At 41.6% G+C, this 14246-nt stretch carries 14 protein-coding genes; 8 read left to right on the top strand and 6 right to left on the bottom strand.

Going from position 1 to position 14246, the window contains the following annotated elements:
- Window positions 1-8: 8 nt before the first annotated feature.
- A complete protein-coding gene (gene ftsW, locus A0765_RS07585) occupies window positions 9-1223 on the bottom strand; it encodes a cell division peptidoglycan polymerase FtsW (RefSeq protein WP_062005754.1) in 1215 nt (404 codons plus the stop codon).
- 227 nt (window positions 1224-1450) lie between these two features.
- Here ftsW and A0765_RS07580 point away from each other — a divergent pair, with 227 nt between their 5' ends.
- The 5 genes from A0765_RS07580 to lysS all read left to right on the top strand — a co-directional run bounded on the left by A0765_RS07580 (window position 1451) and on the right by lysS (window position 6006).
- Window positions 1451-2296 carry a glycoside hydrolase family 25 protein gene (locus A0765_RS07580; RefSeq protein ID WP_062005752.1) on the top strand — a complete coding sequence of 282 codons (846 nt, stop codon included), beginning with the start codon at window positions 1451-1453 and terminating at the stop codon, window positions 2294-2296.
- A 133-nt stretch (window positions 2297-2429) separates the two neighbouring features.
- Window positions 2430-3272 (top strand): DUF368 domain-containing protein, encoded by an 843-nt coding sequence (locus A0765_RS07575; protein ID WP_062005750.1) that lies wholly within the window; start codon window positions 2430-2432, stop codon window positions 3270-3272.
- Entirely contained in the window at window positions 3272-3748 is a 477-nt protein-coding gene (locus tag A0765_RS07570; protein ID WP_005590691.1) for an aminoacyl-tRNA deacylase, read from the top strand. The genes A0765_RS07575 and A0765_RS07570 overlap by 1 nt, the downstream gene beginning before the upstream one ends.
- A gap of 33 nt (window positions 3749-3781) precedes the next feature.
- Complete coding sequence (locus A0765_RS07565) at window positions 3782-4423, top strand: histidine phosphatase family protein (protein ID WP_062005748.1); 642 nt, start codon at window positions 3782-3784, stop codon at window positions 4421-4423.
- Window positions 4424-4515: 92 nt separating this feature from the next.
- A complete protein-coding gene (gene lysS / locus A0765_RS07560; protein WP_062005746.1) occupies window positions 4516-6006 on the top strand; it encodes a lysine--tRNA ligase in 1491 nt (496 codons plus the stop codon).
- Between the two features lie 98 nt (window positions 6007-6104).
- Here the strand turns inward: lysS and A0765_RS07555 are convergent, their stop codons facing one another.
- The 3 genes from A0765_RS07555 to A0765_RS07545 are packed head-to-tail and all read right to left on the bottom strand — an operon-like array spanning window position 6105 to window position 9194.
- Window positions 6105-7361 carry an ABC transporter permease gene (locus A0765_RS07555; RefSeq protein WP_062005744.1) on the bottom strand — a complete coding sequence of 419 codons (1257 nt, stop codon included), beginning with the start codon at window positions 7359-7361 and terminating at the stop codon, window positions 6105-6107.
- Window positions 7361-8059 (bottom strand): ABC transporter ATP-binding protein, encoded by a 699-nt coding sequence (locus A0765_RS07550; protein ID WP_048763610.1) that lies wholly within the window; start codon window positions 8057-8059, stop codon window positions 7361-7363. Before A0765_RS07550 ends, A0765_RS07555 begins: the two co-directional genes overlap by 1 nt.
- Complete coding sequence (locus A0765_RS07545; RefSeq protein ID WP_005590698.1) at window positions 8043-9194, bottom strand: efflux RND transporter periplasmic adaptor subunit; 1152 nt, start codon at window positions 9192-9194, stop codon at window positions 8043-8045. The genes A0765_RS07550 and A0765_RS07545 overlap by 17 nt, the downstream gene beginning before the upstream one ends.
- A 213-nt stretch (window positions 9195-9407) precedes the next feature.
- Here A0765_RS07545 and gorA point away from each other — a divergent pair, with 213 nt between their 5' ends.
- On the top strand, window positions 9408-10757 hold the full coding sequence (gene gorA, locus A0765_RS07540; RefSeq protein ID WP_062005742.1) for a glutathione-disulfide reductase: 1350 nt from the start codon (window positions 9408-9410) through the stop codon (window positions 10755-10757).
- Window positions 10758-11401: 644 nt separating this feature from the next.
- Complete coding sequence (locus A0765_RS07535) at window positions 11402-11956, top strand: biotin transporter BioY (protein WP_062005740.1); 555 nt, start codon at window positions 11402-11404, stop codon at window positions 11954-11956.
- Window positions 11957-11965: 9 nt separating this feature from the next.
- On the opposite strand, the gene A0765_RS07530 is transcribed toward A0765_RS07535, so the two are convergent.
- The gene (locus tag A0765_RS07530) at window positions 11966-12181 is read right to left on the bottom strand and encodes a YdbC family protein (RefSeq protein WP_005590703.1); all 216 of its coding nucleotides are present in this window, start codon (window positions 12179-12181) and stop codon (window positions 11966-11968) included.
- 89 nt (window positions 12182-12270) lie between these two features.
- On the opposite strand from A0765_RS07530, the gene A0765_RS07525 reads away from it, so the two are divergent.
- Window positions 12271-12627, top strand: a complete 357-nt coding sequence (locus A0765_RS07525; protein WP_062005738.1) for a hypothetical protein — start codon at window positions 12271-12273, stop codon at window positions 12625-12627.
- A 146-nt stretch (window positions 12628-12773) separates the two neighbouring features.
- Here A0765_RS07525 and A0765_RS07520 read toward each other — a convergent pair whose 3' ends face one another.
- Complete coding sequence (locus A0765_RS07520) at window positions 12774-14060, bottom strand: peptidase U32 family protein (RefSeq protein WP_061422553.1); 1287 nt, start codon at window positions 14058-14060, stop codon at window positions 12774-12776.
- Window positions 14061-14246: the final 186 nt, after the last annotated feature.

The raw sequence follows: 14246 nt of genomic DNA, 5'->3' as shown, positions 1-14246 counted from the left end.
AAGATCTTTTAGGATTGACTTACTTCTAGTTCCTGATACATGGCGTTTCGTCGCTCATTAGCATCAATATTTAAAACAAAGGCAATGGCAACTGATAGAACCAATAAACTGTTTCCCCCCTGAGATAAGAATGGGAAGGTTACACCGGTTGAAGGGATCAAGCCCGAAATACCACCAATATTGACAAAGGTTTGCATCAGAATCATACCGCCAATTCCCAAAGCCATCATAGAATTAAATGGATCCTTAGCTCTTGTACCTACGAGAATAATTCGTAAAATCAAGAAAAAGAGCAGGGCTAAAATTAAAGTAGCTCCAAAGAATCCGACTTCTTCAATAACGATCGAGAAAACAAAGTCTGTATGAGCCTCTGGTAGGTAACCTCGTTTTTCGATAGAATTTCCTAAGCCTAAGCCAAACCAACCACCATTACTCATGGCATAGTAAGAATTGGCCAACTGGTGACCTGAGCCGGACAAATCGTCGAAAGGGTTGAAAAAAGCACTAAAACGCTTTGCGACATACCCAAAAACAGGAACTTGCTCAACACGCTTGACACCTATCAACCAAATACTCGCTAAAACTGCTGCCGACCCTCCTACAACAGCACCCAGCATGGTCGAGAACCATCTGTAAGCAATTCCGCTGGTGGAAATTACAATCAAAACTGTTAAGAGCAAAATGGTCGCATTTCCTAAGTCGGGCATGATAACCACAAGACCAATCAAGAAAGCAACAATAACCCGCCAATCCGTAACAGCACGTGGAATCAACTGATTAAAAGTGATTGCTTGATAATCATATACTTCTATTTGCTCTTGTTTCTTAGAAAACTGTAGGGCCAAATACCAGACCAAAATAATCTTCAGGTATTCTGCTGGCTGAGCAGTAACTGGACCGACTTTGAGCCAACCGTGTGCCCCATTGATCGTTCCTGTGATAAAGCGTGAGAGTAAAAGCAGAATAATTTCAGCTATGATAACAAACGTAATCACTCCTGGCCTCTTCAGAAAATCCAGCTTCATTCGGTAAATAATCCCAATCATCACCAAGCTGAAGAGCCAAAAACCTGCTTGAGTGGCGACCATTCGAAAACTATTGAGCCCATTTTGAATGAGGATGGGGCTCGTCGTGGAATAAACGACAATCAAGCCAATGCCAGATAACAGCATGTACGGAATCAAAATTGAGTAATTCAATAAATGCTTTTTGTCAATTTTCATATTTCACCAATTTATTCTAAAAATTCAAACTTCATTATACCACTTTTTGATTTGAAAAAAAAGCATTAGGATGGCCTCCAAAGATATTTACTTATTTATCGCCTCAAAAATCCATTTATTTCAAATTGTTTTATCTTCTATTGCAATCAGATTACATTTTCGTATTTCGCTGGAAATATAGATAAATACTTTGCTTTTCTATTTATTTTACGTTACAATGAAACAGTATGAGAAAAAGGATTAAACCGCTTGCACTCTTGCTATTCTTTGCTTGCTTTATTCTATATATTGTCATAAGTAAGCACCATCTTGATGTGCAAATTAAACAAGCCCAAACAAAAAAATCTCAAGTCAGTCAGGTGACAACCAAGAAAAAAAAGGAGGAAACTCCTTCAGACGAACCTGAGGAAGAATTGCTTAATAAGCCTATCGTTGACCTTTCCGGTTGGCAATTGCCCAGCGAAATAGACTATGATACCTTATCAACAAATATTTCTGGTGCTATCATTCGCGTGCATAGTGGAGCTCAAGCAAAAAAAGAAAATGTTGCCACTCATTTAAATGGACTTGACAAATCATTTGCTACCCATATCCAAGAGTTTCAAAAACGAGGGATTCCTGTAGCTGTCTATGCTTATATAGCAGCGGGCAATATCAAAGAAATGGAAAAAGAAGCTGAAAGCTTCTACAAGGCATCTTCGAAATATAAACCTACCTTTTACTGGCTTGATGTTGAAGAAAAGACTATGGGCGACATGAACGCAGGAATCGAGGCCTTTCGTGCCAAGCTTGAAAGTCTTGGAGCTCAAAATATTGGTATCTACATTGGTACCTATTTCATGGAAGAGCATAGTATCTCAACTGAGAAATTTACTGCCGTTTGGATTCCAACTTATGGCTATAATGACGGCTACTATAACGCTGCTCCAAATACTGAACAGCCCTATGACCTACATCAATACACCTCAGAAGGTAAATTGGAAGGTTTCCCACATAACTTAGACCTCAATCAGCTCTCTCCTGTACAGGATAAAAAAGAGACTTACAAGAAATTATTTTCAACACCAAAATAAAAAAGATGCAAGATAATTGTTAGGAAATCTCGTATCTTTTTTTCTCTGTACAAGATATTTTTCTTGCTTTTTTCAGAAAAGTATGTAGCTTTATGGTACAATAGTCTAATGAAAAAACTTGTAGGGAGATATTATGATTTCATGGATTGCTAGAGTTTTAAAAGGAATGATTATCGCACTTGGCTTCATCTTGCCAGGTGTGTCTGGCGGTGTATTGGCCGCGATTTTGGGGATTTATGAGCGAATGATTCGCTTTTTAGCCCATATCAAAGAAAATTTTATCGAGAATGTTCTCTACTTCACTCCTGTGGCTATTGGGATGGTTTTAGGGATCGCAGCCTTCTCCTATCCAGTCAATCTCTTGCTGGATAATTACAAGGTTATCGTTCTCTGGGGCTTTGCTGGAGCCATCATCGGTACCATTCCCAGCCTGATCAAAGAATCCGTCAAGGAATCCGACAGAGATCGAGCTGATACTGTTACCTTCTGGCTTAGTTTCATCTTGTCAGGGATCTTTCTTTACTCGCTGAATGGAATGGTGGGAACACTGCCAGCTAACTTCCTGTCCTTTGTTTTAGCGGGTGCTCTTATCGCTTTAGGAATCTTGATTCCGGGACTCAGTCCTTCAAATCTGCTATTGATTCTAGGACTCTATTCTCCCATGCTGACAGGATTTAAACGCCTGGATTTATTTGGCACTTTCCTGCCAATCGGCATCGGCGGCGCTCTGGCTCTGATTCTCTTTTCAAAAGCCATGGACTACATTTTGAAACATTATCATTCCCGCGTTTACCATTTTATCATTGGTATTGTATTGTCCAGCACCTTGCTCATTGTCCTCCCCCAAAGCGGCAACAATGAGAGCATTAGTTATGCAGGCGTATCCATTTTCACCCTTGTTCTTGCTGCCTTTTTCTTTGGACTAGGTATCTGGCTAGGAATTTGGATGTCCCAATTAGAAGAGAAATATAAATAATGGCTAAAAAGACAAAACTCAAAAAAACACTGGTCGAGCAAATTTTAAACAAGGCAAAAATCGAACACCAAGGCTTGCAGATTAATGCCTTAGATGATAGCCTGACAGAGGAATTTGACCGCTCGCAAATTTATAAAACACTGGCTTTAAACGGAGATAAAACAGGAACAGTCATTGGCATCCTACCTATCACCGAACATCTGTCCGAAAAGAAATTAGCAAAAATTTCAGGCAATAAAAAAGTCAGTATGATTCCGCAGAAAGACTTAGAAAAAACAACTGGTTACATCCATGGCGCCAATAATCCTGTCGGCATTCGCCAAAAACACTCCTTCCCCATTTTCATTGACCAAACGGCTCTGAGTCGCGAAAGCATCATTGTTTCTGCTGGTGAAGTCGGCCGTAGCATCCAGATCAAGGCTCAGGATTTGGCTGACTTTGTTCAAGCACAGTTTGCGGACTTGAAAGAGGACTAGGCTATTCGCTTCAAAAGGAAAAAGGATCTTGATATGAAATTGTATTTTATCCGACATGGAAAAACCGAATGGAATCTAGAAATGCGTTTCCAAGGAGCCAGCGGAGATTCTCCACTGCTGGCGACATCCATTGATGAGCTCAAGCGCTTGGGCAAGCATTTATCAAACGTTCAATTCGATAAAATCTACTCTAGCGATTTGTCGCGCGCTTACCGTTCTGCAGAAATTATCCAAAGTGAAAACCAGTATCAAACCGATATTGTTCCAACTCCTCAACTAAGAGAGTGGGCTCTTGGAAAATTAGAAGGAGCCAAAATTGCTACTGTAGAAGCCACTTATCCTCAGCAGATGTGGGCCTTTCGCCACGATTTATCCCAGTTTGATCACCAACTATTTGGAGCAGAATCTGTCGATCAAACTACTCAGCGGACAATTTCCTTCGTGAAGTCTCTCAAAGGGAAAGATTTTCAAAATGTCTTGATTGTCGGACATGGGGCCAACCTAACTGCCAGCATTCGTCGCCTGCTCGGTTACGAAACATCTTCGCTCCGTAAGGACGGAGGCTTGGCCAATGCTAGCGTCACCATTTTGGAAACAAACAACTTTGACTCTTTCAAGTTACTTGCTTGGAACAACTTAGATTACATGCTAACTGATGAAACTGCGAATCTTTAAACATCGCAGGTTTTCTATTTTTATATCTAATTATTGCTGAATTTCCTTTTGTTTTGTGATAAAATAGAAGGGAAAGCCTTAGGAGGAAGAAAATGACTACTGAACATATTGAAGAATTAAATGACCAGCAGATTATTCGCCGTGAAAAAATGGCTGCGCTAGCTGAGCAAGGAATTGATCCATTCGGAAAACGTTTTGAACGCACTGCAAATTCTGCTCAACTTAAAGAAAAATACAGCGACAAATCCAAAGAAGAATTACATGAATTGAACGAAAAAGCAACTATTGCTGGTCGTCTCATGACCAAACGCGGAAAAGGGAAAGTCGGCTTTGCCCACATCCAAGACCGTGAAGGCCAAATTCAAATTTACGTTCGTAAGGACGAGGTCGGTGAAGAAAACTATGAGATTTTCAAAAAAGCTGACTTGGGTGACTTCTTGGGAATTGAAGGCGATGTGATGCGCACAGATATGGGAGAACTCTCTATCAAAGCAACGCATATTACTCACCTTTCAAAAGCTCTGCGCCCCCTTCCAGAGAAATTCCACGGTTTGACTGACGTAGAAACTATCTACCGTAAACGTTATTTGGACCTGATTTCCAACCGCGAGAGCTTTGAGCGCTTTGTCACTCGTTCAAAAATTATCTCAGAAATTCGTCGTTACTTGGATGGACAAGGCTTCCTTGAAGTTGAAACACCTGTTCTCCACAACGAAGCAGGCGGTGCTGCTGCCCGTCCATTTATCACCCACCACAATGCCCAAAACATTGACATGGTACTGCGGATTGCGACTGAGCTTCACTTGAAACGTCTTATCGTCGGTGGTATGGAACGCGTCTATGAAATTGGCCGTATCTTCCGTAACGAAGGTATGGACGCCACTCACAACCCTGAGTTCACTTCTATCGAAGTTTACCAAGCCTATGCGGACTTCCAAGATATCATGGACTTGACAGAAGGCATTATCCAACATGCTGCCATTTCTGTAAAAGGAGATGGACCAATCAACTACCAAGGTACTGAGATCAAGATCAACGAACCATTTAAACGTGTTCATATGGTGGATGCCATCAAGGAAATCACTGGCGTAGACTTCTGGCAAGATATGAGCTTTGAAGAAGCTGCTGCCTTGGCTAAAGAAAAGAAAGTGCCGCTTGAAAAGCACTTCACCGAAGTAGGACATGTCATCAATGCTTTCTTTGAAGAATTTGTTGAAGAAACCTTGATTCAGCCAACCTTTGTCTATGGTCACCCTGTCGCTGTGTCACCTCTGGCTAAGAAAAACCCAGAAGACCCACGCTTCACGGACCGCTTCGAGCTCTTCATCATGACCAAAGAATATGCTAATGCCTTCACTGAGCTGAACGATCCAATCGATCAATTATCTCGTTTTGAAGCACAAGCTAAAGCTAAAGAACTTGGCGATGACGAAGCAACTGGCATCGACTATGATTACGTTGAAGCCTTGGAATACGGTATGCCACCAACTGGAGGCCTCGGAATCGGTATCGACCGTCTTGTAATGTTGCTCACAGATGTGACTACCATTCGCGATGTATTGCTCTTCCCAACAATGAAGTAATCTCAAACTTACACAAGTTTAAAAAAACAAATCCCGCTGAAATTCCAGCGGGATTTTTCACATGACAAAAAGTCTGGTCTCCCAGACTTTTGCTATCATTATTCATATCTCAGCGCTTCAATCGGATCTAGTTTAGAGGCTTTATTAGCCGGCAAGATACCAAAGACAATACCAACCATGGCTGAGAAGACAAGGCTTCCAACTGCTGCAGTGACAGAGACAACTGGTGGGCCTCCAAATACGTTTTCAGGCACGACTGCAGCTAGCAGAGCATTGATTCCGTAGGCAAGGCTAAGACCAAGCAGGCCACCAATAAGGGTCAATACCATAGATTCAATCAAGAACTGCGTGAGAATATTTCCACGCGTTGCTCCAAGAGCTTTTCGCAAACCAATTTCCCGTGTCCGCTCTGTAACGGATACCAACATAATATTCATCACACCGATACCACCAACAAAGAGGGAAATTCCTGCAATAGCTCCGATAACACCGGTCATAGTTCCTGTAATTTGATTGTACTGCTCCAGCAAGGTATCCATATTCAGGATTTGATATTCTCCTTGACGAGCTCCTGAAAGAGCCGTCAATTCTTTGGCCGCTTCTACACCAACTTCGTTGATACGATCCACTTCTGGCACATAGATATAGACAGTTGCAATTTCATCTGTATGAAATTCAGATGCTACCTGTGTATTAGCCATCAGGGCGCTACCTGAGCTCATACTCATGCTCTGACCAGCATTGGGATCCTTATAAATCCCAACAACCCGATAGTTGCTGTCACCGACTGAAACTATTTTATTCAGGGCTTCTGCACTACTTCCAAACAGGCTGGTTGCCACTGTTTCATCAATCATCATCACATTAGAAAAACTTTGATAGTCACTAGGCAAGAGAGTCCGTCCAGCTAAAATCTCATATTTTCTAATTTTAAAGAATGTAGCATTCACTCCCGTAATGTTGACCTTATCAGACTTCTTGTTCTGATAAGAAAAGTCAGCTGTCGAACCGTTGGTCACATAATAGCCCTTGACTCCGTCAATTTTGAGTAGTTCCTTGACCCAAGACTCTTGGACAACAGGTGGTTCCTCTAGTATCTCACTATCTGCATCTGGACCACCACCGACATCCATCAAGTTGACTCCCATCGTATAATTATTTTTAGTGGGAGAATAAAGCAAGCTTACATACTTCTGTTCTTTTGTGATGCTCTTGGTAACTCCCTGTTGCATTCCATTTCCCAATGCCAAGATGACGACAACAGACGCAACCCCGATGATAATCCCGATCATGGTCAGAAAAGCCCGCATCTTATGCCCAAGAATGGAACTAATGGCAAATTTAAAATTTTGCATTAATCACGTTCCTCCTTCTCAGCGCTATCTGAAGAGATGACTCCATCACGAATGACAATCTGACGCTTAGCATAGGCAGCAATTTCAGGTTCGTGAGTAACCATGATAATCGTTTTTCCCTCAGCGTTCAACTCCGTCAAGAGTTCCATGATTTGCTCTCCAGTTTTGGTATCGAGGGCTCCTGTCGGCTCGTCGGCAAGAATAATCGAAGGATTATTTACCAAGGCACGCGCAATGGCAACACGTTGCTTCTGTCCCCCAGACAACTCTGATGGCAAGTGGGTCATACGAGTACCCAAATCTACTTTTTCTAGATACTGCTTAGCTAAATTTTTTCGACTTCCTTGTGACACCCCCGCATAAATCAAAGGGAGTTCTACATTTTGAAGGGCGTTTAATTTAGACAAGAGGAAAAATTGCTGAAAAACGAAGCCGATTTGATTATTTCGAACCTTGGCTAACTTCTTATCACCCAAGTTTGCAACATCTTCATTTTCTAAAAAATACTCGCCAGTAGACGGGCGATCCAACATCCCGATAATATTCATCAGGGTGGACTTCCCGGAACCAGACGGCCCCATGATAGCCACAAACTCGCCCTCTTCAACTGTCAAATTGATATTTTTTAAGACTTTAAGTTCTTGGTCACCATTCCGATAGGTTTTATTAATATTTCGTAGATCAATGAGTTTTTTCATCCGCTTTCACCTCTTGACCATCTTTCAAGCTATCTGTTGGATTAGTGATAACTTTACTGTCTTTTGTCAAACCAGATGAGATTTCTTGATTTTCAGCATCAGCATTTCCTAAGGTTACTTCCACTTTCTTTGCTTTACCTTTTTCGACAGTCCAAACGTAGTTCTTGTCTCCGTCTGAGATGATACTGCTTGCTGGTACAAGAATCCCTTTTGTATTGTTTTTCACTTCAACGCTGACAGAGAAACCTTGCTTCAAATCACCAATTTCACTTGTGATATCAACTGTAAATGGATATTTTGCAGAGGAAGCCGCGCCACCTGTATTGGTTGATGAAGCTTGCTGTCCGTCCTTAGGATAGTTGGAAATATAGCTAATTTTACCTGTCCATTTTTTATCTGGATACACTTTTGAGGTAATGGTTACTTCTTGTCCAACTGATAAATTAGCCAGATTGTACTCAGAGAGTTCTCCCTTGATTTGAAGGCTACCGTTGCTGACAATATGCACCAAGGTTTGGTTGGTTCCTGTTGTTGATTTGGATACATCGCGATTTACTTCTACTACTGTTCCCTCAACAGTGCTTGTAACAGTCGCTGCATTCAACAATGCTTGCGCCTTGTTCATATTGTCCACAGCGTCTGAACGTGCATCGCGCAAATCAGCCAGTTGAGAATCGACGGTACGTTGAGCAGAAGCAAGGGATTTACTATCCGTCTCTTCATCGCCAGTTTTTTCTACTGTCGCCCCATTAGTCTGTAAGTCATTAATCTGACGGTCAGCCTTATTGACAGCACGAACTGCTGCATCATAATTTGCTTGAGCTTCTGTGCTCTTATATTGAACAAGTGCTTGTCCTACAGCTACTTGGTCGCCAACATTGACTAGGACGGACTCCAAGTCGCCCTTGGTAGCATCATAATAAACATATTGCTCTGAGTTAGCCGTTACGGTCCCTGTCAACAGAACAGATGAGGCTATACTACCTTCTTTTGCCTGCTGCACAATTGGTGCAACTTCCTTAGGTTCTGTTGTAGAACTAAGATTACTCAGGACTATTGCAGAAATTGCTCCCAATACAACTACAACAGCAACTCCGATAATACTAAATAGCTGCCATTTTTTCAGCTTTTTCATCTTTTTTCCTCCTCTTGATGAAAACCATTTTTCTTTTATACTACATTATATCATAAGCCTAACATATTGTGATAGGAAAAGGGACAAAATCCCTAAAAGACCATTTTTCCTCTAAAAACGCTGCAGGATCTCTAAATCATAGCAGATTTTTGCATTCATTTTCTAAAAAAGGTACAATTACTTCATATTGATTAAAGGAGCTTCTATCTAACTATGAAAGAATTCGATATTATTGCAATTGGCGGGGGTAGCGGGGGTATTGCTACCATGAATCGTGCTGGTGAGCATGGCGCTAAAGCAGCTGTCATTGAAGAAAAGAAATTAGGGGGAACCTGTGTCAATGTCGGTTGTGTCCCTAAAAAAATCATGTGGTACGGTGCTCAGATTGCCGAGGCCATCCAACACTACGGACCAGACTATGGCTTTACTTCAGAAAATCAGCACTTTGACTTTGCTACCTTACGAAAGAATCGGGAAGCCTACATTGACCGTGCTCGTTCATCCTATGATGGCAGCTTCAAACGCAACGGCGTTGAACTGATCGAAGGTCGCGCTCATTTCGTTGACAAGCATACAGTCGAAGTCAATGGAGAATTGATTCGCGCCAAACACATCGTTATCGCAACAGGTGCTCATGCAGCCATTCCTCAGATTCCTGGTGCCGAATACGGTGAGACTTCTGACGATGTTTTTGCTTGGGAAGAGCTGCCCAAGTCTGTTGCTGTCGTCGGAGCAGGCTATATCGCAGTGGAGCTTGCTGGTGTCCTCCATACTCTAGGTGTCAAGACGGATCTCTTTGTCCGTCGCGACCGTCCTCTCCGTAATTTCGATAGCTATCTGATTGACGGATTGGTAGCTGAAATGAAAAAATCTGGCCCTAGTCTTCATGCTCACAAGATACCCGAACGAGTGGAAAAACTTCCTGATGGCCAACTACAACTCTACTTCCAAGACGGTAGTAGCCATATTGCTGAGCGGATTATTTGGGCTATTGGCCGCAAGCCAAATGTCCAAGGGCTCAATCTTGATGCTGCAGGGGTTACCCTAAATGACCGAGGCTTCATCGCTGTGGATGAATACCAAAATACTGTCGTACCTGGCATCTATGCCTTGGGCGATGTGACGGGCGAAAAAGAGCTGACACCAGTAGCAATCAAGGCTGGACGCACCCTGTCTGAGCGCCTCTTTAACGGCAAGACAGATGCCAAGATGGATTACTCCACTATTCCGACTGTCGTCTTCTCCCACCCCGCTATTGGCACAGTAGGGCTGACGGAGGAAGAAGCTATTCGAGATTATGGCGCTGAGCAAGTTCATGTCTACACCTCTAGCTTTACCTCTATGTACTCAGCTGTCACCCAGCACCGCCAGCAGGCCAAGTTTAAGCTTATCACTGCTGGTCACGATGAAAAAGTTGTCGGCCTCCACGGCATTGGCTATGGCGTAGATGAAATGATTCAAGGCTTCGCTGTTGCTATTAAGATGGGAGCTACCAAAGCCGATTTCGACGCCACCGTTGCCATCCACCCAACTGGCTCCGAAGAATTTGTCACCATGCGCTAAAAGTTTCTTCTTTCGCCTTTCTAAAGCTCATTATTATCATAAAATAAAGAATAAAGGGCAACCATAACTTATCCTTTCATTTTGGATCTTTATCTTACATTTTTGTAAGAAAGAAGTCTTATGCCATTTAGATAGAACTAGTCACACTATCTGGATTTATTCTTTGACTTCTTACTTTATTTTAAAGCATAAGATTCAATTATCATTCAAGAAATTCTAAATTATTTCTAAAATTGAGGAAGATTTATTTAAAGGATCTTCCTCTTTTTTATTTAGTTGGCTCACTTCTTCTGGACAAGCTTATAAATTGTAACTTGTCAAGATAATCCTATTTTCTTGAAATATTTATAACTTCCCAACCATCTTTTACCCTTTCTGCTATTCAAGAAGAGGAATTTTTGATATGATAGGAAGAAATACTAAGAGAAAGGGGTTTGGAAATGAGCAAAACGAAAAAATTATTAGCAGCTCTGGGAATTATTTTCTTTAATATTTTTGGCTTAATCGCCTTTATCTTCCTCCTCATTCGGAGTCGTAAAAAGCGGAAATAAGCAAACAACTGTCTAGTCTGATGTAAAAAGACTTGACTTTTTTTTATTTTGATTTAGAATAGTTACCGTAATTTAAAAAAGAGGTTTACTATTATGAAAAAGAACAAAGCTTTTCTTCTTGCCCTTCCAGCTATTGGTTCCGCTTTCTTAGCTGTACTCTCCCAGCTTAGTTTCTCCATTGGACCGATTCCCATTACTCTACAGACCTTTGCTGTCGGCCTGATTGCAACCATCTTTGAGCGCCGCGAAGCTATCTTAGCTGTTTTCTTATATTTGCTTCTCGGAGCTATTGGATTGCCGGTTTTTGCTGGTGGAAGCGGAGGCTTTCAAGCACTTCTTGGACCAAGTGCAGGTTATCTTTGGGCTTATCTGCTCTTTGCACTGGTCACTTCCAGTTTGACAAGCAAAGATAGCAAGTTTTACACGATCTTTTTGGCTAACCTGCTCGGAGATGCACTGGTTTTTGTCGGTGGCGTAATCGGACTTCATTTTCTGGCTAACATGGGATTTTCTAAGGCCATTGCTGTTGGTGTCACACCTTTCATTCTTCCTGATCTTTTAAAAATGGTCGCAATCACGCTCATCAGCATTCCTTTATTTAGAAGCCTAGCTTTTCATCCCTATTTTTCAGACAATAAAAACGGATAGACTTTCAGTCTATCCGTTTTTAAATGCATCCAAAAGAACTTGAAATTCTTCATTAGAAAGGGTAATGCCCTTGCCCATCTTGCTGTGGTCAGGACTCCAAGTGCGAATATCGTACTTGGCAGGTGCACCGTTAAAACTTACGCGGTTGAGCTCCTTGGTCCAACCTTTTTCATTTTCTGATAAAACGAGCAATTTTTCCTCGATTTCAAATTTAAAATCTGCCATACTTTACCTCTTTTCTACTTTCTATCTCATTATTCGTAAAAGATTTTACTTTTTTACTTATTTTATTATATAATATATTGTAACAAGTTATGGAGATTTTATCTATGAAAAAATATCTCGAAATGATTTTACAAAAGACGAATGAGTTTATCAATTATAAAAAGACAGATCAGGAAGAGGATGACAAGAGTCATATCCTACATACGATTGAGTTAGCTCTTCGGAAAAATTCTGGTGTCCATGTTATTTTTCTGGATAAGAATTTTACTGGAGATATTGTCAAATATGACCGTGACCGCCAACAGTTGATTGTCAAAAATTTCAAAAAAAGCATGACGACCATTATCCGTGTGCCTGATATCCATCGCATCAGTCTAGTTCCCAATAACATCCGTGAAGCCCAGAGAAAAGATATTCGACCCGAAAGCCGCAAATTCAAAAAATAACTCTTCAAATCAAAAGCGATTTGAAGAGTTTTATTTTTTAAAAGCAATAGCAGAATTTTTAGAATAAGGTCTTCCACTATCTATTCGTATCCACCATGTAGGCAATATCTACTTGATAAGCACAATTCTCCAACTTTCGCGCCTGATTAAGCCCGAACAGTCACACTAGTGCCATCTTCTTTATACAAATTGATTAAACCTTCCTTGCGGGCACGAACCATATCACCAGGTTGGACTGGCTGCGGAACTGTAATCGTCAGTAATTCCATTGGGTTTGGCGCACGGTCGATCTTATTCCCTTTTTCATCATGGAGGTCAGTAATATAGGTTTCAAAATGGCGGAAACCAGGTCCATAGAATTCCACCTGATCGCCTTCATGGATGACATTCCGCTGGCGAATAGTCGCAGTTTGTGTAGCCTCATCATAAGCAACTACTTCTGCTACAAACTTGTATTCTGGAATCTTACGACGGGCTCCAAAAAGCTGCTCATTCTCAGTTGGCGTATGGTAGTAAAAACCAGTTGCCAGCTCGCGTTGAGCTACTTTCCACATTTCATCTACTAGATCTTGCTTAATAGCTTCAAATTTTTCTGGGCTTTCCAAATAGGCGTCCACAGCTGCTTTGTAGCAGTTTGTCACCGTAGAAACGTAGTGAATGGACTTCATCCGACCTTCGATTTTCAAACTATCGACACCATTTTCAATCATATCAGGAATACGGTCAATCATGGACATATCAACAGCTGACATAGAAAATTCTTCTGGAATTTCCCCCTTCAAACTCTTGCGTTCTTGTCCGAAAGGCATGTCATACAAATCGTATTTCCAACGACAAGATTGCGAGCAACCGCCACGATTGGCGTCGCGCATGCTCATATGATTGGAAAGGGTACAACGGCCAGAGTAAGAAATACACATCGCTCCATGAACGAAGGCTTCGATTTCTACATCGGTACGCTTGCGAATCTCAGCTAGCTCAGCCATGGAAACCTCACGCGCCAAAACGACCCGTGTCAAACCAAGATTTTTCCAAAACTCAAGCGTCTCATAGTTGGTTGCACTAGCCTGAGTTGACAAATGAATCTCCAGACCAGGTGCTTCAGAAGCTGCAATCGCAATCAAGGCCGGGTCAGAAACAATAACAGCCGCAATCCCGATATCCCGCAAACGACGGAACCATTCTCCAGCACCTGCTTCGTTTCCTTCGTGCATGACCATATTGGCCGCTACATAGACCTTGGCACCATGCTCAGCCGCAAATTGGACACCTTCTTCCATTTGCTCAAAAGTGAAGTTTCCCGCACGACTACGCAAGCCATAGGCTTGACCACCAATAAAAACAGCATCTGCTCCATAGCGAACAGCTACTTTCAACTTTTCTAACGTACCAGCTGGTGACAGCACCTCTGGACGTTTTAATTTTTTTGTCATCTTTTCTCCTATTTGCAATATAAAAGTATTGATGTTTAACCCTATCTATTTTATAGCAATTTACCGCTAAAAGCAAGATGGAGCCTAGTTTTTTGACAATTCTAATCTTCTATCCTCATCTCCTTACTAAGTATTTTAGGATATAGATTTATTATCTGAGAAAGGAAAAAAGCCAGAAGTCTTAAA

Origin of the sequence: Streptococcus cristatus (genome assembly GCF_001588905.1) — a bacterium.
Taxonomy (GTDB): Bacteria; Bacillota; Bacilli; order Lactobacillales; family Streptococcaceae; genus Streptococcus; species Streptococcus cristatus_N.
Note: the sequence above shows the minus strand (reverse complement) of the source record. Positions and strands in the feature narration are given on the sequence as shown.